Genomic DNA, 23,188 nt, shown 5'->3' on the forward strand with positions numbered 1-23,188 from the left:
AAAAAATGCAGGCGGCAGGTACCACAGGTGCTGCCGATCATCCGGCATTCCCTGCGCGACGGTCTTAACGCTTATACGCAGTCTCCCTGGTGCGCCGGGCTTGTTGGCCACCATTGTCCACGCAGCGCCTCAAGCGCCGTCGCGAACGTGACACCAGCGTCGGGGTGTCAGGACCCTGCGACTTCACGTCCACGATCCAGCCGTTCGTCGGCGCGCCCGAAGACACGCTGCGGCAGACCGCGGCCATCGCCTCCCCACCTCGCGTGTCGTGACGATCGCGCGCAACGCCCCTCTCGTTGAGGCGGGATGGGGGATAGAAACATGATTTCCGAAAATACGCAAGTAAATTATATTTTTTAGAAGTTGCTCCACCACATAGCAAATGCGATTTTCGGTAGCAAGCCGGCTCCCAAATCCGCCGCCCCACACCTACATCAGTGGAATGTCAGACACCGCCAAACTCCCTTCTGCACCGCCCGCCGTCGCCCGGACCAACACGCCGCCGCCCGGCTGGGCTAACGATGATCTCACGAAATTCCTGCAGGAGACCCATCAGCAACAGAATGCGACCTTCCACAACAAGAAGGCCGCGACCGCTCGGCTCGTGGCAATCGACGAACTGTTCGTCAGGATTTCGAAGCACTGGGTAAACCCACCAAGCGAGGTTGAGGCGATGCTTCTGCTCCGCTGCCATGCCGCCATGCGTGCTGCCGCAGGGGAAGCGATGGCCGGGCAGGCCGTTGAGTGTTACCGCCAGTGCCGGGGTATGCTTGAAAACGCGGCCTATGCCGTTCACATTCGTCGCGACCCGTCACTGGCGACTGTTTGGCTTAACCGGCATCAGGACGAGGCGGGCATGAAGGCGTCGAAGAAGGCGTTCCAGCATGTTGCCGTCGCAGCGTCCGTGACCGCAGCGAATCGGCACGCCGGGCAGCGCTTCGAGGACCTGTACCAACGCTGCATCGACTGGGGCGGCCATCCGAATGAGCGCTCCGTCACTGGCAACATGAAGATCATCGATGAGCCCGACCGCCGGTTGATGCTCGCGATCATGCTGCACGGCGACGGCATTGAACTGGACACGGCATTGCGGACTACCGCCCAGTGCGGAATGGTGTCACTGGAGCTGTTGCAGGTCCTCTACAACGCGAAGTTCGAGTTGCTCGGTATCAACGCCGCAATGCTCGAACTGCGGAAGGGTCTTTAATATCGAACGGACCGCGTCACCGGGCGAAAAAATACTGCGCCAATCGATCGAGTGTGTCCGCTTGAAGCTTCCCCCAACCTTCTAGGGTTGGGTCCGCATGGGTACCGAACTCGACCACGAGTCGACATGGCTTCATACAGGTCGGCGACTGTGACGCTACGCCGAAAAGGGGCCACGCCGAGCTAATCGGAAGGCCCGTCCAATGCAGCCTTACGCTGATCCAGATGGGGCATCATAAATCGTTCTACCCCATCTCCACCTGCCCGGCTTCCCACCCGATCATCGCCTGCTTGCGCGTGAGCCCCCAGTGATAGCCCGTCAACGCGCCGGTCTTGCCGAGCGCGCGATGGCACGGCACGACGAACGAGATCGGGTTCTTCCCCACCGCCGCGCCCACCGCGCGCGAGGCCTTCGGCGACTCCAGCCGTGTCGCGATATCGGAGTAGCAGACCGCCCGCCCCATGGGGATCTTGAGCAGGGTCTCCCAGACGCGGACCTCGAAGTCGGTGCCGATCAGGACGACGCGCAGCGGCTGGTCGGGGCGCCACAGGGTCTTGTCGAAGATGCGTTGGGCGAGGCCGGCGGTGCCGGGGACGTCCTCGACGTATTCGGCGCGGGGCCAGCGGCTCTTCATGTCGGCAAGCGCGGACGCCTCCTCGCCGGGGTCGGCGAAGGCGAGGCCGGCGAGGCCGCGCGGGGTGGCCATGACGAGCGCCATGCCGAACGGGCAGGGGTGGAAGCCGTAGCGCAAGGTGGTGCCGGCGCCGCCGGTCTTCCATTCGCCGGGCGACATCGCCTCGTGGGTGACGAACAGGTCGTGCAGGCGGCCGGGGCCTGATAGCCCCGAGTCGAGCGCGGCGTCGAGCACGCTCGCCGAGCCCTTCAACAGGCCCTTGGCATGGTCGAGCGTCAGCGCCTGCATGAACGCCTTCGGCGTCAGCCCGGCCCAGCGCCGGAACAGATGGTGCAGCTCGTCCGGCGTCAGGCTGGCGGCGTCGGCCATGTCCTCGATGGTCGGCTGCCGGCGCCAGTGCTCGGAGATGAACGCGATCGCGCGGCGCACCGCGTCGTAGTCGCGTAGCGCGGCCGATTGTTGCGGGCCCGGCTTGGCCAGGGCGGAATCGTGAATGGCGAGGGTCATCATGATCCGGATGTAGGGCGGCCGGGGCGGGGACTCCACCCGATTTCTGATTGGAGGGCTAGGGGCGGATTGAGTGGCCTGCGCCTCGACGCGTGCCCTTATTTGGTTTGCGCCGTCATTCCGGGGCATTCGCGCGCAAGCGCGAATGAGCCCGGAATCCATATCCACGGGACGACGTGTGAGGCGAGATGCCCATGACCGGCGTGCCCCACACGACGTCCTGGGGGTATGGGTTCCGGGCTCGCGCTGCGCGCGCCCCGGAACGACAGCGGAGACGCTGGCACCTCTGCCGCCCAAGGCGGCGGTTTACCTCTTCCCGCGCGCGAGAAGAGATCGGATTGCTTCGGCAGATGCGATCCGGGGAAGGGGCTGTCCGCACGGTCGGTGGGTGGGGCTGCTCCTCACCCCAACCCTCGCTCCGTAAGAACGGGGGGAGGGAGCGCGCTGCCGTTCGCGGGCAGCTCGGCTGCGCTGGGGTCTTCGATGACTACAGCGGATTATACACCGGCCCGCGTTTCGCGGCCTGCAGCCCGGCCGTCAGGGCTTTCGCAAAGCTCGCCTTTTCCTCCGGCCCGAGAAAGCTCGCGATAGCCACGCGCTGGCCGCGTGCCACCAGATACAGGCGCTCGATGCCGAACTCCTCGTGGGTCTCCTGGTCGAGCCGCACCCACAGCGGGTTGAAGCGCCATTCCATGACATGGCCCTTGTGGCTGACGCGGCGCAGGCGCAGCTCGGTCAGGGTGATCGAGACGTCCTCATAGGCCTTGGCGCGGCGGAAATTGACCTTGAAGGCCCAGTAGATCGCCAGCGCATCCAGGCCGAAGAAGCCGAGCACCGGCCAGGCGCCCATCAGCAGCGAGGCAAGGCCGCCGATGAAGCTGATGGCGCAGACCACGACCATCAGCACCAGGAAGCCGGTGCGGTTGAGCGAGCGATGCGGCGTCAGCCGGGCCGAGAACAGCTCGGGATCAACGGCGTCGGTGCCGGTCTCCTGATACGCAAAAGCATTGCCTGGCGTCATGGGGCCTCAGTATACCCGGATCATGGCCAAAATCACCCGCCCCCAACGCGCCAAGCCGGCGCCGGTTCGCAAGCTCGCCAAAAAGGCCGTCAAAGCCGCGCCCAAGACTGCCCCGAAAGCCGCCGCCAAGGCCGCGAAGAAGGCCCCAAAGGGCTCCTCGGCCCGGCCGGTCAAGAAGGCCTTGAAGGCGACCAAGCCGTGGACTCCGGCCGAGATCCGCGAGGCCTTCAGCCGGTTCGCACAGGCCAACCCGGAGCCGAAGGGCGAGCTCGAGCACCTCAACCCGTACACGCTGCTGGTCGCCGTGGTGCTGTCGGCGCAGGCGACCGACGCTGGCGTCAACAAGGCGACGCGGCCGCTCTTCAAGGTTGCCGACACGCCGCAGAAGATGGTCGCGCTCGGCGAGGACACCGTGCGTGACACCATCAAGACCGTCGGCCTCTATCGTACCAAGGCCAAGAACGTGATCGCGCTGTCGCACAAGCTGATCGCCGAGTTCGGCGGCGAGGTGCCGCGCACGCGCGCCGAGCTGGAATCGCTGCCGGGCGCCGGGCGCAAGACCGCGAACGTCGTGCTGAACATGGCGTTCGGCGAGCACACGATGGCCGTCGACACCCACGTGTTTCGCGTCGGCAACCGCACGGGGCTCGCCCCCGGCAAGACCCCGCTGGAGGTCGAGCTCGGGCTGGAGAAGGTGATCCCGGCCGAGTTCATGCTGCATGCGCATCACTGGCTGATCCTGCACGGCCGCTACACCTGCCTCGCGCGCAAGCCGCGCTGCGAGCTGTGCCTGATCAAGGACCTCTGCCGCTGGCCGGAGAAGACGGCCTGATACGTTGAGGGCGACGAACGGTTGCACGCGCGCGTGCGATTGACAGTCACCTTTACGTCACGCGCCGACGCGCTCTCACCATCGCCGGGCCACATCGCCGCCCGCATTGGTCATAAGATGGAACAGTAATCCGGGCGATGTGAGTGGCGCGTGAGAATTCCCGCGTTCTCGGACTTTCTGCGCCGGGACGTGGAAGGATCGATCGCATGGACCATACCGCCGCCCTCGTGTCGCTCGCGACCGCTGTGCCACCGCATCAGTTCCGCCAGAACGAGGTGATGGAGGCGGCGCGCGTGGTGCTGTCGCCGCGCTTTCCGCAGTTCGATACGATGGCGAGCCTGTTCGCCAACACCGGCATCCGCCAGCGCTACGGCGTCAAGCCGATCGAATGGTACATGGAGCGGCGCGGCTGGCCGGAGCGCACGCAAGCCTATCTCGAAGGCGCCGAGGCGCTGTTCGTCGACGCGACGAACAAGGCGCTGGCGCAGGCCGATCTCACGGCTGCCGAGATCGACACCATCGTCAGCGTGAGCTCGACCGGCATCGCGACGCCGACCTTGGAGGCGCGCGTCGCCGGCCGCATGGGCTTCCGCTCCGATGTCTCGCGCGTGCCGGTGTTCGGGCTCGGCTGCGCCGGCGGCGTCTCCGGCCTGTCGATCGCCGCGCGGCTGGCGCAGGCGCGGCCCGGCACCAATGTGCTGTTCGTGACCTTCGAATTGTGCACCCTCGCGGTGCGCCACGACGAGCTGAGCAAGGCCAACATCGTCGCGCTCAGCCTGTTCGGCGACGGCGCGGCGGCCGCGATCCTGCGCGCCGGCGATGGCGGCCAGACGCGCGTCGAGGCGACCGGCGAGAAGCTGTGGCCGGATACGCTGGATATCATGGGCTGGAGCGTCGATCCCGAAGGTTTTGGCGTGATCTTCCAGCGCACCATTCCGGACTTCGTCACCGAGAACATGGGCCCCGCGGTCACCGAGATCCTCGGCAACATGAAGCTCGCGCCCGGCGACGTCGACCGCTTCGTCTGCCATCCCGGCGGCGCCAAGGTGATCACGGCGCTGGAGCGCGCGCTGTCGATCGGCCAGGGCACGCTCGACCATGAGCGCGAGATCATCGCCGACTACGGCAACATGTCCGCGCCGACGGTGTTGTTCGTGCTGGAGCGCGCGCGCGCCCGCGGACTGCCGCCGCGCTCGGTGCTGACCGCGCTCGGACCGGGTTTCACCGCAAGCTGCGTTTCACTGAGGCACGCCGCATGACCTTCGCCGCCTTCGTCCTCGCCCTCGTCACCATGCAGCGGCTCGGCGAGCTCGTGCTCGCCCGCCACAACACCAAGCGTCTGCGCGCCATGGGCGCGGTCGAGGTCGGCGCGGATCATTATCCGCTGATGATCTCGATGCATGCGGCCTGGCTGGTGTCGCTGTGGCTGCTCGGCGCCGACCAGGAGGTCGATCCGTGGCTGCTGTCGGGCTTCGTGGCTCTGCAGGGCCTGCGCTGGTGGGTGCTCGCGACGCTCGGTCCGCGCTGGACGACACGCATCATCATCCTGCCCGGTGCGCCCTTGGTGACCGATGGTCCCTATCGCTACATCTCGCATCCGAACTACCTGGTGGTCGCCGCCGAGATCGCGCTGCTGCCGCTGGCGCTGCATCTGCCGCTGATCGCGCTGATCTTCTCCGGCCTGAATGCGGCGGTGCTGTTCATCCGCATCCGCGCCGAATCCGAAGCACTCACCGGCATCGGCGGCGGCCAGACCGCATGAGCGGGTCGGCCGCGCCGCAGGATCGTCCGAGCCTCGCCACCTGGCTCGGCTTCATCCTGATGTGCGTCGGCATGTTCATGGCGATCCTGGACATCCAGGTGGTGGCGACCTCGCTGCCGACCATCCAGGAGGCGCTCGGCATCACGCCGGACGCGATGAGCTGGATCCAGACGGCGTATCTGATCGCCGAGATCATTGCCATTCCGCTCACCGGCCTGCTCACGCGTGTCTTCACCTTGCGCTGGCTGTTCACAGGCGCCGTCGGCATCTTCACCGCCGCCTCGCTCGGCTGCGCGTTCAGCGGCGATTTTCACACGCTGCTGGCGTTCCGCGTGCTGCAGGGCTTCTTCGGCGGTCTGTTGATCCCCGTGGTGTTCTCCGCCGTCTTCCTGCTGTTTCCGCCGCGCCTGCACGCGGTCGCGACCACCATCGGCGGCGTCGTCGCGGTGCTCGCGCCGACCATCGGGCCCGTGGTCGGCGGCTTCATCACCAACACCTGGTCGTGGCCCTGGCTGTTCCTCATCAACATCGTGCCGGGTGTCATTGCCGCGCTGGTGACGCCTGGCCTGCTGCCGAAGCAGCGCATGGATCTCGCGGAGCTCGACAAGCTCGATTTGTTCGCGCTGCTGCTGCTCGCGGTGTCCCTGGCCAGCCTCGAGCTCGGGCTGAAGGAGGCGCCGAAGGGCGGCTGGCTGTCGTCGAACTGCATTGCGTTCCTGGTGCTGAGCGCGTCATGCCTCACCTTGCTGATCCAGCGCCTGCTGGCCGCGCCATATCCGATCCTGCGGCTCGGCAGCTTCCAGCGGCGGTCGTTCACGCTCGGCTGCCTGTCGAGCTTCTGCCTCGGCATCGGGCTGTTCGGCTCGGTCTATCTGATGCCGGTGTTCCTCGCCTTCGTGCGCGGCCACGATGCGTTCGAGATCGGCAAGATCATGCTGGTGACCGGCGTGGCGCAACTGATTGCGGCCCCGCTGGTGACGGCGCTGGACGGCAGGCTCGATGCGCGTCTGCTGACGGCGTTCGGTTTCGTGCTGTTCGGCGCAGGGCTTGCGGCGAGCGCGTTCCAGCCGCCGACGGCGGACTATCAGGAGATGTTCTGGCCGCAGGTGGTGCGCGGCGTCGGCATCATGTTCTGCCTGCTGCCGCCGACGCGGATCGCGCTCGGCGACCTGCCGCAGGCCGAGGTCGCCGATGCCAGCGGGCTGTTCAATTTGATGCGCAATCTCGGCGGGGCCATCGGCATCGCGCTGATCGACACCATCATCTACGGCCGCGTCGCGCTCCATGCGCAGGCGTTCCGCGACCGCCTGATGGCCGGCGACACCGCCGCCGCCAAGGCGATCGGGCTGGCGCCGGAGCTGCTACGCAACCGTCCGCGCGGCGTCTCCGAGGAGCAGGCGATCGCCTATGTCCGGCCGCTGGTGGAGAAGGCCTCGCTCGCGTTGTGCGTCAACGAGGCCTGGTCGCTGCTCGCAGGCATAGCCCTGATCGGCTTCCTGCTGATCCCGTTTGCGCGCAACAAGGCCGTGAGCCTGTCGCCGCGGATGATGGCGCTAGAGGCTGCGCAGCCGGCGCTCCGGCGACGGCTCGATCAGCTCGGGCCGCGGTCCGGATAGGCGCTTGTGCAGGTGGACCATGAAGGCCATTCCGAATAGCGGCGTCGCCAGGTTCACGATCGGGATGGTGACGAACGCCGCGATGATCAGGCCCGCGGTGAACACGGTCACCGCATTGTCGCGCCGCATCGCCTTGGCCTCCGCCGGCGGCCGGAAGCGCATCGCGGCGAGCTCGAAATATTCACGGCCGAGCAGCCACGCCGTGGCGATGAAGAAGATCACGAAGCCGGCACCGGCCAGGAACACGAAGGGCAGGGCGATCAGATAGACCAGGATGGTGAGGCCGGCGGCCTTGAGGCCTTCCGCGATCGCGACGCCGAACGGCAGGGCGACGCCGGGGCGCTCGGCCGGATAGTGCTCGCGCTCGACGAGGTCGGCGACGTCGTCGACGAACAGGCTCGCGATCAGCGAGGTGATCGCGGGCATCAGCATGATGCCGCCGAACACCACGCCGAACCCGGCGGCGATCGAGATGATCCAGGTCAGCACCTCCAGCGTGCCGTGCGAGTTCGGCCCGAGCATGGCTTCCGCCCAGCCCTCGCCGGCGGTCGCCAGCCAGGTCAGGAGCCGCTGCAGCCCAATCGCGAGCACCGTGACCAGCACCAGCGCCAGCCCGATCGAGCGCCACAGGATCGAGCGCATCGGCGGCGACAGAATTTGCGAAATCGCCTTGATGGCGGCGTCGATCATGGCGGGGTCCCTCGCTGCAAAGCCCGCGGCAGAGGTAGACATGCCGGCGGGCTTCGGCAAGTCCGCCGGCATCGTCTCAAAGATCGGTCGCCCGCAGCCGCAGCGCGTTGCCGACCACGCTGACCGACGACAGCGACATCGCGGCAGCGGCGATGATCGGCGACAGCAGGATGCCGAACACGGGGTAGAGGATGCCGGCGGCGATCGGGATGCCCGCGGCGTTGTAGATGAACGCGAAGAACAGGTTCTGGCGGATGTTGCGCATCGTCGCCGCCGACAGTTTTCGCGCCCGCGCGATGCCGCCGAGATCGCCCTGCAGCAGCGTGACGCCGGCGCTCTCCATCGCCACGTCGGTGCCGGTGCCCATGGCGATGCCGACGTCGGCCGCGGCGAGCGCCGGCGCATCGTTGACGCCGTCGCCGGCCATCGCGACGATCTTGCCGCTGGCGCGCAGCCGCGCGACCACGGCGCTCTTCTGGTCCGGCAGCACCTCGGCCTCGACCTCGGTGATGCCGATTTTTCGCGCGACCGCGGTGGCCGTGGTGCGGTTGTCGCCGGTCAGCATGATCACCTTGATGCCGTCGGCCGCGAGTGCCTTCAGCGCCTCCGGCGTCGAGGCCTTGACCGGATCGGCAATCGCGAACAACGCGGCCGGTTTGCCGTCAACGGCCATCGTGATCACGGTCGCGCCCTCTTCGCGCAGCCGCTTGCTCTCGACCCCCAGCGTATCGGTGATGATACCGAGCGAGGCGAGATAGGTGGCATTGCCGAGCACGACCGACTTGCCGTCGATCTCGCCGCGCGCGCCCTTGCCGGTCGGTGCGTCGAAGTTCTTGACGTCGGCGAGCTTGAGGTTGCGCTCGCTGGCGTGCCGGACGATGGCCTCGGCGAGCGGATGCTCGCTGGCGCGCTCGACGCTGGCGGCCAGCCGCAGCGCCTCGGCCTCGTCGAAGCCCTGAGCGGTGACGATGCTGGTCACCTTCGGCTTGCCCTCGGTCAGTGTGCCGGTCTTGTCGACGACCAGCGTGTCGACCTTCTCCATCCGCTCCAGCGCCTCGGCGCTCTTGATCAGCACGCCGGCCTGGGCGCCGCGACCGACCCCGACCATGATCGACATCGGCGTTGCCAGGCCGAGCGCGCAGGGACAGGCGATGATCAGCACGCTCACGGCGGCGACGAGGCCGAAGGCGAAGCGCGGCTCGGGACCGAACGCGTACCACGCGACGAAGGCGGCAATGGCAGCCGCGATCACCGTCGGCACGAACCAGCCCGCGACCTGGTCGGCGAGGCGCTGGATCGGCGCGCGCGAGCGCTGCGCATCGGCGACCATCTGCACGATCTGCGACAGCAGCGTCTCGCGACCGACCTTGTCGGCGCGCATCACGAAGCTGCCGGTCTGGTTCAACGTGCCGGCGATGACGCGCTCGCCCTCGTCCTTGGTGACAGGCATCGATTCGCCGGTGACCAGCGATTCGTCGAGCGACGAGCGGCCTTCGAGGATGACGCCGTCGACCGGCACCTTCTCACCGGGACGCACGCGCAGCCGGTCGCCGACCGCGAGCTCGACGATCTCCACCTCATGATCGGTGCCGTCGGCATCGAGCCGCCGCGCCGTCTTCGGCGCCAGCTGCAGCAGCGCCTTGATCGCGCCCGACGTCGCCTCGCGTGCGCGCAGCTCGAGCACCTGGCCGAGCAGGACGAGAATGGTGATGACCGAGGCCGCCTCGAAATACACCGCCACCGCGCCGCCATGGCCGCGGAACGCCGGCGGAAACGCCTGCGGCGCCAGGGTCGCGATCACGCTGTAGACATAGGCGACGCCCGTACCCATCGCGATCAAGGTGAACATGTTGAGATTGCGGGTCTGGACCGATTGCCAGCCGCGTACGAAGAACGGCCAGCCGGCCCACAGCACCACCGGCGTCGCCAGCGCGAACTGGATCCAGTTCGACAGCACGGGATCGATCAGGCCGTGGCCGCCGACGAGGTGCCCGCCCATCTCCAGCACGACCACGGGAGCTGCCAGCACCGCGCCGATCCAGAATCGTCTGGTCATGTCGGCGAGCTCGGGATTGGGCGCATCGTCGAGGCTGATGACGTCGGGCTCCAGCGCCATGCCGCAGATCGGGCAGGTGCCTGGGCCTTCCTGCCGGATCTCGGGATGCATCGGGCAGGTGTAGATCGTGCCTGCCGGCATCTCCGGCGGCGGCTCGCGCTCGCCGAGATATTTGTCGGGCTCAGCCGCGAATTTGGTGCGGCAGCCGGCCGAGCAGAAATGGAACGTGTGACCCGCGTGCTCGAAGCGATGTTTCGAGGTCGCGGGATCGACGCTCATGCCGCAGACGGGATCGATCACCTTCGCATCGTCATGCTGATGCGCGTGATGGTCATGACCGCCACAGCACGACGCCGCGGCTGCAGGCGCGGCCGTCACGAGATACTTGGCGGGATCGGCGGCGAACTTGGTGCGGCAGCTCGCGGAGCAGAAATGGTACGTCTGCCCCTGATGTTCGAAGCGGTGCTTGGAGGTCGCGGGATCGACGGACATGCCGCAGACGGGATCCTTCACCTTCGCGATCGGCGGCGGCGCCTCGTCGCGGCCGCCGCAGCAGCCGCCATGGTTGTGGGCTGGTGTTGCATCGGCACGATCACTGCAACATCCCTCTGCAGCCGCGGTCTCTTGTCCGGTTTCCACCGCGCTCGCCTGTGGTCCACAGCCGCATCCGCTGGCCTTGACCGCTGCGGCGCCATGTCCGTGTTCGGTTCCCGACATTGCCCAGCCTCGCCTCTTGAAACCTATACCCTGTAGGGGTATATAGGCCGCATGCGCGAGGACATCAAGACATCCTGTCAGAAACGTTTGAGCCGGATCGAAGGGCAGGTCAGGGGCCTGTCGAAAATGGTCGAGGACAACCGCTACTGCATCGACATCGTGACCCAGATCTCCGCTGTCAGGGCGGCGCTGCGACGGGTCGAGGAGGAGATCCTGCGCGACCACGTCGCCCATTGCGTCGAGCACGCCATCGCATCGGGCGACAAGGCCGATCAACGGCAGAAGATCGCGGAGTTGATGGATGTGATCAGCCGGTCGGATCGCTGAGGCCAGCCCGGGTCAGGCTGCCACTTTTTTGCGGCGTCGTGCGGTCGGACGTGGCGCGACGTTTCGTACCGGCTCGGCGACGAGAAAATGCTCGCTGACCACGAGCCGCTCGCCGAGCTTCGCAACTACTTCCTCAGCCGCAGCCTGCTGCGTCGCTTCTTCGTCAGCCGTCTCAGGAACGAGCGGCGGCGCTGTGATGGCTCCTGGAAACACGGCGAACTCGCCCGCTACCTCCGCGAGCGGCTTCTGCTTGTCGGCCCAATGCAGCGTCGTGTAGTCGAATCCATTGACGATGGTCGGCTTGACGATCTCGAAATAGGGCGAGATGTCGAAATCGCGCGGCATGTAGAGCGACGAATCCCGGATGTGCAGGATCTCGCGCTTGGCGCGCCGCGATGGCGCCCGCGTGATCTTCGGCAGGATCGGATAGCGCACCGCATCGAACGCCTGCGCGATCAGCGCCGAGCAGATCATCTTGGTCGGATCGCCCGAGCCCAGCGCGATCATGCGCCGCCGCCAGCGTTGCGGAATCGGCATCGGGATCAGATAGCGCATCAGGTCGATGATGTTCTTGGTGTCGTAGCCGAAGCCGATGCGATTGATGGCGTAGCGGCACACCGTGTGCCGGTCCTCATACGTTAGTCCGACCGGACGGCACACACGGGTGTGGTAGGCGAAATATTTCGACAGCGGCGCCGAGATCACGCCATCGCCGACATAGGCCTCGACCAGCACGTGCGGCTCCCCATCGGGCTCGACGGCGCCGTCGATCGGTCCGACATAGAGCGCGGCATGCGACCAGGTCGACTGCGTGAGGTATTTGATGATGCCGGAAATACGGCTGTTGCCCTCGACGAGCAGCACGTCGCCGGGCTGGACATCCTTGCGCAGATAGTCCGGATCGCTCGGCGTGAACGGCTCATAGCCCGGGATCTCCTTCTGGAGATAGGCGGCAATCAGCTTGCCGATGTGATCGAGCACGATACCCATAACGCTCCCCGGGCGACCTTGGCCGGTCGCCGGCTTTTTCCCTTCTTCCATGATGGTCGATTGCGGTTGCAATTTGGTTCATAGTCGATGCGTTCTGCACGGCATCACGTTTACCATCCCGGTTGCCGCAGCGCGGCAGATGCGGCAAATTCGGCGGGTATTCGTTTGGTTCAAAGCTTTCGGAAACCATGTCATGAATGTCACGCGCCGCGGCTTCCTCTCCGCTTCCGCGGCGCTGGCCGCGCTGCCCATCTCGGGCCGCGCCGCGCAGGCGGCTGTTCCACGCGAGGCTGACATTGTCGTGATCGGGGCCGGGGCGGCGGGAATCGCCGCGGCCCGTCGGATCGTCGCGGCCAACCGCAAGGTCGTGGTGCTGGAGGCCGCGCCGCAGCCCGGCGGACGTTGCAGCACGGATACTGCCACCTTCGGCGTGCCGTTCGATCGCGGCGCCCGCTGGCTGCTCAACGCCGACGGCAATCCCATCAGCAGGCTCGCGCGGGGTCTCGGGCTCGATCTCGTCGCGGCCCCCGTCGGGCAGAAGATCCGGGTCGGTCGGCGCAATGCGCGGCCCGGTGAGACCGAGCAGTTCCTGGCGGGGCTGGTGCGCGCCAATCGCGCCATCGACGAGGCGGCGCGCGGCAAGCTCGACACCTCCTGCGCCGCGGCGCTGCCGAAGGATCTGGGCGACTGGACCAGCACCACCGCCTTCGTGCTCGGCGCCAGCGCGACCGGGAAGGATCTCGCCGATCTCTCCGCGATGGACAAGGCGCGTGCGCAGGATCGCAGCGCGCCGCTGGCCTGCCGCCAGGGGCTGGGCACGTTCATCGCCAGGCTCGGCGAAGCGTTGCCGTTGTCGCTGTCGACTCCAGCAACGCGCGTCGTGTGGGCCAACCGCGACGTCGCGGTGGAAACGCCGGCGGGGCGGATCGCGGCGCGCGCCGTCATCCTCACGGTGTCGACCAACGTGCTGACATCAGGCGCCATCAAGTTCGCCCCCGAGCTGCCCAAGCGGCAGCTCGACGCCGCCGCCAAGCTCAGCCTCGGCAGCTACGATCACATTGCGCTGATGCTGGCGGGCAATCCGCTCGGCCTGTCGCGGGACGAGGTCATCATCGAGCAGAGCAATTCCAACCGCACGGGTCTGTTGCTGGCCAATATCGGCGGATCGTCGCTCTGCGCCGTCGATGTTGCCGGCGCCTTCGGCCGCGAACTCTCAGCGCAGGGCGAGGCGGCGATGGTCGACTTCGCCAGGGAGTGGATCGGCAAGCTGTTTGGAAGTGAGGCCGCCGCAGCGGTGAAGTCGTCCGCAGCCACGCGCTGGAACCAGGCGCCGGGCGTGCTCGGCGCGATGTCGGCGGCCACGCCCGGCAGCCAGGGGGCGCGCAAGATCCTCGGCGAACCCCTCGGTCCGCTGTTCCTGGCGGGCGAGGCGACGCACGAAACGCTGTGGGGCACGGTCGACGGCGCCTGGGACTCCGGCGAACGTGCCGCCGAAGCCGCGCTGCGGCGGATCGGCGCGCTGAAGGATCCCGAGCCGGAGCCGAGCAGTGAGCGGCAACGGCCGCGCCGCCGCGGCAAGGTGCGCTCGGCCTCGCCTGAGGATTGACATTCGATCGTCGCGCTAAGATCGCAACATGGATGCGGTGCCCGTGACTGCGCCCTCTCCCCTTGTGGGACCCACAAGGGGAGAGGGCCTTGAAATGTACAGTCGTTGTGCTCGCTATTTGCAGCTTTGCTGATCTAGCTTACACCGGCAGCTTCAGCTCCATCAAATCCTTCGCCACGATGATCCGGCCCGAGTAGTTCTTCTTCACGTCCCGGGTCCAATCCTCGTCGGTCACTTCGGGATCATCACCGGGCACGAAGTGGCTGAGCACCAGCACCTTCACGCCTGCCGCCGCGGCGATGCGCCCGACGTCCTCGGTCGTCGTGTGGCTGTCGAGCAGGTGCTTCTTCAGCGTCGAGCCGTTCTTCGTTTTCGCGACCAAGCGATCGACCGCCGGCACATACAGGCATTCGTGCACCAGCACGTCGGCGCCCCTGGCGAACTCGGCGAGCTTCGGATTGTAGGCGGTGTCGCTCGAGAACACGATCGTGCCGTTCGGGGTCTCGAACTTGTAGGCGAAGTTGTCGGTGATCGGCGGATGCGGCGTGCGGAACGCGGTCACCGTCACATCCGCCGTCTTCAGCACGACGCCGTCCGCGTCGATGTCCTTCGCGACCAGGAGCGGCCGAGGATCGGGCCTGCCTTCATCTGCGATGCGGGTGTCGACGTCGAACTTGTTGGTTTCCCAGAAACTCCTGGTCATCGCCTCCAGGCCCTTCGGTCCGAACGACTGGATTGGCGTCGACAATCCTGCGGCCCAGGCGTTGTAGAACAGGTTGCCGTATTCGAGATTGTGATCGGAATGGTGATGGCTGATCAGGATGTACTTGACCGACGGGATCGGAACGCCCGCATTGACGAGCTGACGGCTGACGCCCATGCCGCAATCGATCACGAACGGCGTGCCGTTGACGACGACGAGATTGGCCGGATTCGAAGCGCCCACGCCGACGCGTGGGCCGCCCTTGGTGCCGAGGAAGACGATCCGCGTGCCGGTCTTGGCGCCTTGCGCGAACACCGAGCGCGCTGCGACAGCTCCGGCTGTGCCCAGCGCGAGCGACAACATCGTGCGGCGATTGATCATGGTGTCCTCCCGGTCGGTCTCGTTGCGGGGAGGCTAGCCTCGCCCGAGCACGCCGTCGAGGGCCGGCAGGCCGGCGATGACGGCAATTGCGATCAGCACATAGCAGATGGCGCGGAACACCTGCTCGCTGGCGCGGCCGAACAGCGAAGCGCCGAACGCAACGCCAAGCGCGTAGACCGGCCCGATCAGCAGCGAGAGCTTCAGCGAATCCCAGGAGATCAGCCCGCTCATTGCGTAGCTCACCATCGCGAAGAAGTCCGATGCGCCGAAGAACAGCACGATGTTCGCTCGCGCGATCTTCGGCGGGATCGGGCGTCCCAGCCAGTAGCCGACGATCGGCGGGCCCCCGGTCTGCGCCAGTCCGCTGCAAAATCCGGAGATACAGCCGACAGCGACCGACAGTGCGGTGTACTCCCTGCCGCGATAGCGCCAGCCGGACAGCAGCAGCGCAAGCAGCGCGAGCACGAAACCGGTGATGATCCAGCGGACGGTGACCGGGTCCAGCCGGCTGAGGAAATAGGTGCCCACGGGCACGCCGACCAACGCGCCCGCAACGATCACCGCGGTGGCCCTGCGGTCGGCCTCGCGCCAGGCTGGCGCCACCATCGGGGCCATCGAGACGAAATCGATCACCAGCAGCAGCGGCGCGACCAGACGGGGCGTCGCAAAGCTGCTCGCGAGCGGCATGAAGATCAGCGCCGAGCCGAAGCCGGAGAACCCGCGCGCGGTCGCAGCAATAAAAGCTGTGATCGCCAGTGCGACCGTCGCGAACAGGCTGAGGTCGGCAGGGATGAGCCCGGACAGGCTCATCCGCGCAACGTGCCGCCGGTCTTCTTGGCGACGTCAGCGGTGATCTTCGCCGCGACGGCGTCGATCTCCTCGTCGGTCATGGTCTTGTCGCGTGGCTGCAGGGTCACGGCGATCGCGACCGACTTCTTGCCGTCCTCGATGCCCTTGCCCTCGTAGACGTCGAACACGGTAACATCGGTGATCAGCTTCTTGTCGACGCCCTGCGCGGCGCGCACGATGTCGCCGGCCTTGACCTTGCGATCGATGATGAAGGCGAAGTCGCGCGACACCGGCTGGAATGCCGAGAGCTCGAGCACCGGCTTGGCGCGGGTCGGCTTCGCCTTGGCGGCCGGAATGCGATCGAGGATGACCTCGAAAGCGACGAGCGGGCCGTCGACCTTCAGGGCCTCCAGCGTGCGCGGATGCAGCTCGCCGAAATGTCCGAGCACGTTCTGCGGTCCCATCTGGATGGTGCCGGAGCGACCCGGATGCATCCAGGCCGGACCGCCGGCAACGATCTGCAGCGACGCCATCGGCGCGCCGGCCGCCGCCAGCACGGCCAGCGCATCGGCCTTGGCGTCGTAGGCACTGGCCGGCTGCGATCCCGTCCAATGCCGGCCGAGTCCCTTCGCCGAGGCGATGCCACGGCGGATGCCGCTCGCGGCCACGAACTGATCCGTGGGGCCGTCGCCCTTGAAGACCTGCCCGACCTCGAAGATCGCCGCATCGCCGAAGCCGCGATCGGCGTTGGCCTGCACAGTCGCGATCAGGCCCGGCAACAGGCTCGGGCGCATGTCCGATAGATCGGCTGCGATCGGATTGGCGAGTGCGAGTTCGGCCTTGCCGCCGCCGAACAATTCGGCGGCCGGCTTCGAGATGAATGACCACGTCACGGCTTCGACCATGCCGCGTGCCGCCAACGCGCGCTTGGCGCGCCGCGTGCGCAATTGCAGCGGCGTCAGAACCGGCTTGCGCGGCGCATCGCCGCGCTCGAACGGCGTCATCGGCACCTTGTCGACGCCGACGATGCGCACGATTTCCTCGACGATGTCAGCCTTGCCGTGGACGTCGCTGCGCCAGGAGGGCACCGCGACCTTCACGACCGGGCCATTGCCTGCGACCACGAAGCCGAGATGCGTCAGGATCCGCCGCATCTCGGTCAGTGGCACCTCGATGCCCGCCAGCCGCTTCACCTCGGTGAGCGGGAAGTCGACGATGCGGTCATCGCCGAAGGGATTGCCGACGACGAGGGTTTCCGATGGCGTGCCGCCGCACAGGTCGAGCACCAGCCTGGTCGCCATCTCCAGGCCCGGCACCATGAAGGCCGGATCGACGCCGCGCTCGAAGCGGTAGCGCGCATCGGAGTTGATGCCGAGCTTGCGGCCGGTCTGGGCGATGTTGATCTCGTTCCACAGCGCCGATTCGATCAGCACGTCGGTGGTGTCTTCATCGCAGCCCGACGCCTCGCCGCCCATGATGCCGGCGAGCGATTCGACAGCGGCGTCATCGGCGATGACGCACATCGAATCGTCGAGCGTGTAGGTACGGCCGTCCAGCGCCAGCAGCGTCTCACCGTCGCGGGCGCGGCGGACGACCAGGTTGCCCTTGACCTTCTTGGCATCGAACACGTGCAGCGGACGCGCGCGGTCGAATGTCATGTAGTTGGTGATGTCGACGAGCGCGTTGATCGGGCGCAGGCCGATCGAGGTCAGGCGCTGCTGCAGCCATTTCGGCGACGGGCCGTTCTTGACGCCGCGCACCAGCCGCAGCGCGAAGCCGGGACACAGCTTCTCGTCTTCGAGCACGACTTTCACGGGACAGGGGAATTCGCCCTTCATCGGCTTGATGCCGGGGTCTTTCAGCTTACCCATGTCGGCGGCAGCGAGGTCGCGTGCGATGCCGTGCACGCCGGTGCAGTCCTGGCGGTTCGGCGTCAGATTGATCTCGAACTGGGGATCGCCGAGCCCGGCCCATTCGGCGTAGGAGGTGCCGATCGGCGCATCCGCCGGCAGCTCCATGATGCCGTCGTGATCGTCGGAGATCTCGAGCTCGGCCGCCGAGCACAGCATGCCGCGGCTCTCGACACCTCTGATCGTGCCGACCGAGAGCGTGATGTTCTTGCCGGGGATGTAGGTGCCGGGCGGCGAGAACACCGACACCAGCCCCGCGCGCGCATTCGGCGCGCCGCAGACCACCTGCACCGGCGCGCCACCGTCACCGGTGTCGACCATGCAGACGCGCAGCCGGTCGGCGTTCGGGTGCTGCTCGGCGGAGACGACGCGCGCAATCCTATACGGCGCGAGCAGCTTCGCCTTGTCCTCGAGATGCTCGACCTCGAGGCCGATCATCGTGAGCTTGTCGGCGATTGTCTCGACCGACTCATCGGTGTCGAGATGGTCCTTCAGCCAGGACAGCGTGAATTTCATGGCTGCATGCCTCGGATCTTGCTGGTGTTTGTATCGTGAGTGTGGTCGTGTTCGCTGTCTTGGTCGCTTGCGACGCTCTCTCCGCTCCCTCCCCCCTTGTGGGGGAGGGGTGGGGAGGGGGGTAAGCCGCGGGCGCGGTCGGCAATGGCTTGGCGGATTGCCGCAACAACACCTTCCAGATTCGAGGTCACCTGCTCATTAGTGAAGCGGAGGACCTCGAAGCCTTCGGCTGCGAAGAAGGCGTCACGCTCGGCGTCTCTTGCCTGCCGTTCGGTGAAATCGTGCGACTCGCCATCGAGCTCGATCACGAGCTTGGCCGAGAAGCAGGCGAAGTCTGCGATGTAGTTGCGAAATGGCACCTGGCGGCGAAAGCTGGCGCCGTCAATTCGGTCGGCCTTGATGTAGCGCCACAGCAGCGTCTCGGCGCGCGTCATCGCCTGGCGAAGTTGCTTCGCTCGGTTGCGCTGGCGGTTGCTGACAACGGCGTGCGGCATCCTGGGCTACCCCCCTCCCTGACCCTCCCCCACAAGGGGGGAGGGAACGGAGAGACCGATGGTTGTCGAAGTAAGAGCGCGCAGATCCCAGCCCTCCCCCGCAAGCGGGAGAGGGAGTCCTAGCGTTTGCTGGGAAACATTGGGGCCGACAATCGTCACGTGCTCAATCCCCCGGCCAGCGTCGGCACCTCCAGCGGCTTGAAGCCGTAATGCGACAGCCAGCGGACGTCGCCTTCGAACAGCTGGCGCAAATCGCTCATGCCGTATTTCAGCATCGCGATGCGGTCGATGCCCATGCCCCAGGCGAAACCCTGGTACTCGTCGGGATCAATGCCGCAGGCGCGCAGCACGTTCGGATGCACCATGCCGCAGCCGAGAATCTCCAGCCAGTCCTCGCCCTCGCCGAAGCGGATCTCGCCCTTGTCGCGGCGGCACTGGATGTCGACCTCGAGCGACGGCTCGGTGAACGGGAAGAACGACGGCCGGAACTTCATGTTGATGTGGTCGACCTCGAAGAACGCCTTGCAGAATTCGTGCAGAATCCATTTGAGGTGGCCGAGATGCGAGCCCTTGTCGATGACGAGGCCCTCGACCTGGTGGAATTGCGGCGTGTGCGTCGCGTCCGAATCGATGCGGTAGGTGCGGCCCGGACAGATCACGCGGATCGGCGGTTTCTGGCTCAGCATCGTCCGCACCTGCACCGGCGAGGTGTGGGTCCGCAGCAGCATGCGCGAGCCGTCAGGCTTAGGGTTGAAGAAGAAGGTGTCGTGCATCTCCCGCGCCGGATGGCCTTCCGGGAAATTCAGCTTGGTGAAGTTGTAGTCGTCGGTCTCGACGTCGGGACCTTCGGCGATCGAGAAGCCCATGTCGGCGAAGATCGTGGTCAGCTCGTCCATCACCTGGCTGAGCGGATGGATGCGCCCGGTCTCGGCCGGCGAATCCTGCAAGGGCAGGGTGACGTCGATGGTCTCGGCGGCGAGGCGAGCATCGAGCGCCGCGGCCCTGAGCACCTCGCGGCGCGCGGTCAGCGCCTGCGTGACCTTGTCCTTGGCGAGGTTGATGGCCGCGCCCTGCGTCTTGCGCTCGTCCGGCGACATCTTGCCGAGCGTCGCCAGCAGCGCCGAGATCGAGCCCTTCTTGCCGAGCGCTGCGACGCGGACGGTTTCCAGCGCGGCTTCATCGCCGGCGGCGGCGATCTGGTCGAGGATCGAGGTTTCGAGCGAGGCGAGGTCGGACACGGGCAAAATCTCCGCGGGACAAAAGGCGGTTGGGTTGTCGCCGCGCCGGCGACAGCGGTCAAGCGAAAGCAGGCAAGCAAACCGGCATGTCGCCGGATAGCAAAAAGCGGCCGAGAGCATCGGCCGCTTTTGACATCCTCACGATGCGCTGGGCGATCAGGCGGCGAGCGCCGCCTTGGCCTTCACAACGATCGCCTCGAACGCGGCGGGCTCGTTGATCGCGAGATCCGACAGCACCTTGCGGTCGACGGTGATGCCGGACTTGGACAGGCCGTCGATAAATCGGCTGTAGGTGAGCTCGAACGGACGCACGGCGGCGTTCAGGCGCTGGATCCAGAGCGCGCGGAAGGTGCGCTTCTTGCGCTTGCGATCGCGGAACGCATACTGGCCGGCCTTCTCGACGGCCTGCTTGGCGGTGCGGATCGTGTTCTTGCGGCGGCCGTAATAGCCCTTGGCGGCCTTGAAGACTTTCTTGTGCTTGGCGTGGGCGGTCACACCGCGTTTGACGCGAGACATGCCGGAAATCCTTGGATTCAGAGATGACGATCAGCCGCGGCTTTGAGGCGGCCAGGGGTTCGGAAGCGAGAGGCCGGTCAGGCGTTCGGCAAGAAGTACTTCTTGACGTTGTCGCCGTCGGTCTTGAACAGCACGCGGGTGCCGCGCAGCTGCCGGATCTGCTTCTTCGTCCGCTTGATCATGCCGTGGCGCTTGCCGCGCTGGGCGTGCATCACTTTGCCGGTGGCAGTCACCTTGAAGCGCTTTTTGGCGCCGGATTTGGTCTTCAGCTTGGGCATTTGGCTCTCCTTGATGCCAACGGCAAGCCGCCCGCAAAAGCGGCGCCATCCGGCGAAAATGCTCGTTAGAGCGTTGGTTGTGCTCAGGTTTCGGGTCCAAACGAGGATCCACCCGCACAGAAACATCGCCACGGCAGCCCTTGATCAGCCGGGCGACGAAGGCCGCGCTTATGCCAGAGACAAAGCCAGTTGGCAACGTCGAACCACGGAATCGGCTATTCCGACCCATGATCAGCCGACCATGACAGTCGAGGATCGACCATGACCCGCCTCATTCGCCGCGCCATCTCCGCCGCCCTTACGACCGCGCTGCTGACGGGCCTCGCAGGCCTGCCGGCGAGGCCTGCGCACGCTGCCGGCTTCGATGGCGCCTGGACCGTGCTGATCATTACCGAGGCCGGCAGTTGCGACCAGGGCTACAGCTTCCCGATCCGGATCAGCAGGGGCCGGGTCCTCTCGAACAGCACCGCCAACATCACCGGCTCGGTTGGCCGCGGCGGCGCCGTCACCGTGCGGGTATCCCAGGGTGGCGCCTCGGCCAGTGGCACCGGCCGGCTCGGCGCCACCTCAGGTTTCGGTCGCTGGAGCGGCAAAGGCTCGTCCGGAACCTGCCGCGGGCGGTGGCAGGCGACGCGGTCCTGACCCCGGCCCGCAAGAGCGGTCCTGGCGGGCGCCCTTCAAGAGAAAAGCCCGCCAAACGCGTGGCGGGCCCGGCTTCAGGTGTCGGTGTGCTGGACCTAGCGCGGCGCCAGAACCATGACCACCTGACGGCCCTCGAACCTGGCGTCCTGCTCGACCTTGGCGAACGCTGCGACGTCGGATTTCACCTTGTCGAGCAGCTTGGTGCCGATCTCCTGGTGCGCCATTTCGCGGCCGCGATAGCGCAGCGTGATCTTGACCTTGTCGCCCTCTTCGAAGAACCGCTGCATCGCGCGCATCTTCACGTCGTAGTCGTGGTCGTCGATCATCGGGCGGAGCTTGATCTCCTTGATCTCAACGACCTTCTGCTTCTTGCGGGCCTCGGCGGCCTTCTTCTGCGCCGAATATTTGTACTTCCCGTAGTCCATGATCTTACAGACGGGAGGCGTGTTGTTCGGCGAAATCTCGACCAGATCCATGCCGGCGTCAGCGGCCATCTTGATCGCGACAACGGTCTCGACGACACCACGGTTGGTGCCTTCGGCATCGATCAGCTGGATCTGCGCATTGCGAATCTCATCATTGGTGCGCGGCCCGTCTTTGACGGCAGCGGGCGGGGCTCGATTGGGGCGGCGAATGGGTAGTTCTCCAAGGTTGTGGAAGAAGGCGGCTAGTTTGAAGGAAGATGCTTTCGCGGGCAAGGTCGCAACTGTCCGGTGCGTCGAAATTCCGCCCGGCCGTCGCGGCTCCTGCGACGCATGCGCGAGACTCGTGCGTCGATGCATTCCCCCAAGGAAGCCACACGGCCGAGAATTGCGATCAAACTCGCGCTTTTTCGGGCCCTCGTGGTTCCGCCGGGGGACATAGAGTGCGCCGCGCGCTTTCGCAAGCGGCAGCGTCAAGCTTGGCCGATTGACGGAAACGGCCGGTTCGCCCACACAACACCCGACAGCGAGTAACGATCCATGAACCCTGCTGCAGAGAATGCCGATCCGCCTGTCTTCATCACCGTCGGCGCGGGCGAATCGTCGCGCCGGATCGCGGTGCGGGCGCGGCCAGGCCATCCGCCCGGGCTGTTCTGGCTCGGTGGCTTCAATTCCGACATGAAAGGCACCAAGGCACTGGCCCTCGACGCCTGGGCCGCCGGGCGCGGGCGCGCCTGCGTCCGCTTCGACTATTCCGGGCACGGCGAATCCGGCGGACGCTTCGTCGACGGCACGATCAGCCGCTGGCTCGAGGAGAGCGTTGCCGTGTTCCGGCAATTCTGCCGCGGACCGCAGGTCGTGGTCGGCTCCTCGATGGGCGGCTGGATGGCGCTGCTGCTGGCGCGCGCGCTGCTCGAGGAACCGGCCGAAGCGACGCTGGCGGGCCTGGTCCTGATCGCCCCGGCGCCCGATTTCACCGAGGAGCTGATGTGGAAGGGCTTCTCGCCGGCGGTCCGGACCGAGATCGAGACCAACGGCGTCTGGATGCGTCCGTCGGAGTACGGCGAGCCCTATCCCATCACCAGGGCGCTGATCGAGGACGGGCGTCATCATCTCCTGCTCGGCGGTGCCATCAAGATCGGCTGCCCGGTGCGCATCCTGCAAGGCGCGCAGGACCCGGACGTCCCCTGGCAGCATGCGTTCGCGCTCACCCACCGCCTGCCCGCCGAAGACGTGGTGCTGACCATGATCCAGGACGGCGACCACCGGCTGTCGCGTCCGCAGGACATCGCGCGCATGCTGGCCGCCGTTGGCGAGATGGGCTGAGGCGGCCT

General features: G+C 66.6%; 22 protein-coding genes. 9 read left to right on the forward strand and 13 right to left on the reverse strand.

Features of this window, described 5'->3' with window-relative positions:
* The first annotated feature begins 442 nt into the window (after window positions 1–442).
* Window positions 443–1,207, forward strand: coding sequence for a hypothetical protein (locus QW845_RS32620; RefSeq protein ID WP_315805618.1), 765 nt, complete (start codon window positions 443–445; stop codon window positions 1,205–1,207).
* 244 nt (window positions 1,208–1,451) lie between these two features.
* On the opposite strand, the gene QW845_RS32625 is transcribed toward QW845_RS32620, so the two are convergent.
* Window positions 1,452–2,351, reverse strand: a complete 900-nt coding sequence (locus QW845_RS32625) for a bifunctional helix-turn-helix domain-containing protein/methylated-DNA--[protein]-cysteine S-methyltransferase (RefSeq protein WP_315805663.1) — start codon at window positions 2,349–2,351, stop codon at window positions 1,452–1,454.
* 484 nt (window positions 2,352–2,835) lie between these two features.
* Complete coding sequence (locus QW845_RS32630; protein WP_315805619.1) at window positions 2,836–3,369, reverse strand: DUF2244 domain-containing protein; 534 nt, start codon at window positions 3,367–3,369, stop codon at window positions 2,836–2,838.
* A 22-nt stretch (window positions 3,370–3,391) separates the two neighbouring features.
* Between QW845_RS32630 and nth the strand changes: the two genes are divergently transcribed.
* The 4 genes from nth to QW845_RS32650 all read left to right on the forward strand — a co-directional run bounded on the left by nth (window position 3,392) and on the right by QW845_RS32650 (window position 7,579).
* Complete coding sequence (gene nth / locus QW845_RS32635) at window positions 3,392–4,201, forward strand: endonuclease III (protein WP_315805620.1); 810 nt, start codon at window positions 3,392–3,394, stop codon at window positions 4,199–4,201.
* A 206-nt stretch (window positions 4,202–4,407) separates the two neighbouring features.
* Entirely contained in the window at window positions 4,408–5,460 is a 1,053-nt protein-coding gene (locus QW845_RS32640; protein WP_315805621.1) for a type III polyketide synthase, read from the forward strand.
* Window positions 5,457–5,963: an isoprenylcysteine carboxyl methyltransferase family protein gene (locus QW845_RS32645; protein ID WP_315805622.1), complete on the forward strand. Its 507-nt coding sequence runs from the start codon at window positions 5,457–5,459 to the stop codon at window positions 5,961–5,963. The genes QW845_RS32640 and QW845_RS32645 overlap by 4 nt, the downstream gene beginning before the upstream one ends.
* The gene (locus tag QW845_RS32650; protein ID WP_315805623.1) at window positions 5,960–7,579 is read left to right on the forward strand and encodes a DHA2 family efflux MFS transporter permease subunit; all 1,620 of its coding nucleotides are present in this window, start codon (window positions 5,960–5,962) and stop codon (window positions 7,577–7,579) included. The genes QW845_RS32645 and QW845_RS32650 overlap by 4 nt, the downstream gene beginning before the upstream one ends.
* On the opposite strand, the gene QW845_RS32655 is transcribed toward QW845_RS32650, so the two are convergent.
* Together QW845_RS32655 and QW845_RS32660 are read right to left on the reverse strand one after the other, a co-directional pair.
* The gene (locus QW845_RS32655; RefSeq protein WP_315805624.1) at window positions 7,517–8,269 is read right to left on the reverse strand and encodes a sulfate transporter family protein; all 753 of its coding nucleotides are present in this window, start codon (window positions 8,267–8,269) and stop codon (window positions 7,517–7,519) included. The two genes, QW845_RS32650 and QW845_RS32655, sit on opposite strands and share 63 nt — an antisense overlap.
* A 76-nt stretch (window positions 8,270–8,345) precedes the next feature.
* Window positions 8,346–11,042, reverse strand: a complete 2,697-nt coding sequence (locus QW845_RS32660; RefSeq protein ID WP_315805625.1) for a heavy metal translocating P-type ATPase — start codon at window positions 11,040–11,042, stop codon at window positions 8,346–8,348.
* Between the two features lie 51 nt (window positions 11,043–11,093).
* Here QW845_RS32660 and QW845_RS32665 point away from each other — a divergent pair, with 51 nt between their 5' ends.
* Window positions 11,094–11,369, forward strand: a complete 276-nt coding sequence (locus tag QW845_RS32665) for a metal-sensitive transcriptional regulator (protein ID WP_315805626.1) — start codon at window positions 11,094–11,096, stop codon at window positions 11,367–11,369.
* Window positions 11,370–11,381: 12 nt separating this feature from the next.
* Here the strand turns inward: QW845_RS32665 and QW845_RS32670 are convergent, their stop codons facing one another.
* Entirely contained in the window at window positions 11,382–12,359 is a 978-nt protein-coding gene (locus QW845_RS32670; RefSeq protein WP_315805627.1) for a YiiX/YebB-like N1pC/P60 family cysteine hydrolase, read from the reverse strand.
* 193 nt (window positions 12,360–12,552) lie between these two features.
* On the opposite strand from QW845_RS32670, the gene QW845_RS32675 reads away from it, so the two are divergent.
* Entirely contained in the window at window positions 12,553–13,965 is a 1,413-nt protein-coding gene (locus tag QW845_RS32675; RefSeq protein ID WP_315805628.1) for a flavin monoamine oxidase family protein, read from the forward strand.
* A 139-nt stretch (window positions 13,966–14,104) separates the two neighbouring features.
* Here QW845_RS32675 and QW845_RS32680 read toward each other — a convergent pair whose 3' ends face one another.
* The 7 genes from QW845_RS32680 to rpmI all read right to left on the reverse strand — a co-directional run bounded on the left by QW845_RS32680 (window position 14,105) and on the right by rpmI (window position 20,790).
* Window positions 14,105–15,049, reverse strand: coding sequence for an MBL fold metallo-hydrolase (locus tag QW845_RS32680; protein ID WP_315805629.1), 945 nt, complete (start codon window positions 15,047–15,049; stop codon window positions 14,105–14,107).
* A gap of 33 nt (window positions 15,050–15,082) precedes the next feature.
* On the reverse strand, window positions 15,083–15,859 hold the full coding sequence (locus tag QW845_RS32685) for a sulfite exporter TauE/SafE family protein (RefSeq protein ID WP_315805630.1): 777 nt from the start codon (window positions 15,857–15,859) through the stop codon (window positions 15,083–15,085).
* The gene (pheT, locus tag QW845_RS32690) at window positions 15,856–18,264 is read right to left on the reverse strand and encodes a phenylalanine--tRNA ligase subunit beta (RefSeq protein WP_315805631.1); all 2,409 of its coding nucleotides are present in this window, start codon (window positions 18,262–18,264) and stop codon (window positions 15,856–15,858) included. Before pheT ends, QW845_RS32685 begins: the two co-directional genes overlap by 4 nt.
* The gene (locus QW845_RS32695) at window positions 18,261–18,758 is read right to left on the reverse strand and encodes an endonuclease domain-containing protein (protein ID WP_315805632.1); all 498 of its coding nucleotides are present in this window, start codon (window positions 18,756–18,758) and stop codon (window positions 18,261–18,263) included. The genes pheT and QW845_RS32695 overlap by 4 nt, the downstream gene beginning before the upstream one ends.
* Window positions 18,759–18,913: 155 nt before the next feature.
* The gene (gene pheS, locus QW845_RS32700; RefSeq protein ID WP_315805633.1) at window positions 18,914–19,996 is read right to left on the reverse strand and encodes a phenylalanine--tRNA ligase subunit alpha; all 1,083 of its coding nucleotides are present in this window, start codon (window positions 19,994–19,996) and stop codon (window positions 18,914–18,916) included.
* A gap of 156 nt (window positions 19,997–20,152) precedes the next feature.
* Entirely contained in the window at window positions 20,153–20,512 is a 360-nt protein-coding gene (gene rplT, locus QW845_RS32705) for a 50S ribosomal protein L20 (protein WP_172113603.1), read from the reverse strand.
* Between the two features lie 77 nt (window positions 20,513–20,589).
* Window positions 20,590–20,790, reverse strand: coding sequence for a 50S ribosomal protein L35 (gene rpmI / locus QW845_RS32710; RefSeq protein WP_008539890.1), 201 nt, complete (start codon window positions 20,788–20,790; stop codon window positions 20,590–20,592).
* A gap of 261 nt (window positions 20,791–21,051) precedes the next feature.
* Here rpmI and QW845_RS32715 point away from each other — a divergent pair, with 261 nt between their 5' ends.
* Complete coding sequence (locus QW845_RS32715) at window positions 21,052–21,432, forward strand: hypothetical protein (protein WP_315805634.1); 381 nt, start codon at window positions 21,052–21,054, stop codon at window positions 21,430–21,432.
* A 95-nt stretch (window positions 21,433–21,527) separates the two neighbouring features.
* Here QW845_RS32715 and infC read toward each other — a convergent pair whose 3' ends face one another.
* A complete protein-coding gene (gene infC, locus QW845_RS32720) occupies window positions 21,528–22,067 on the reverse strand; it encodes a translation initiation factor IF-3 (protein WP_315805664.1) in 540 nt (179 codons plus the stop codon).
* A gap of 327 nt (window positions 22,068–22,394) precedes the next feature.
* Here infC and QW845_RS32725 point away from each other — a divergent pair, with 327 nt between their 5' ends.
* The gene (locus QW845_RS32725; protein WP_315805635.1) at window positions 22,395–23,180 is read left to right on the forward strand and encodes an alpha/beta hydrolase; all 786 of its coding nucleotides are present in this window, start codon (window positions 22,395–22,397) and stop codon (window positions 23,178–23,180) included.
* Window positions 23,181–23,188: the final 8 nt, after the last annotated feature.

It is taken from the genome of Bradyrhizobium sp. SZCCHNS3002 (assembly GCF_032377435.1).
Taxonomy (GTDB): Bacteria; Pseudomonadota; Alphaproteobacteria; order Rhizobiales; family Xanthobacteraceae; genus Bradyrhizobium.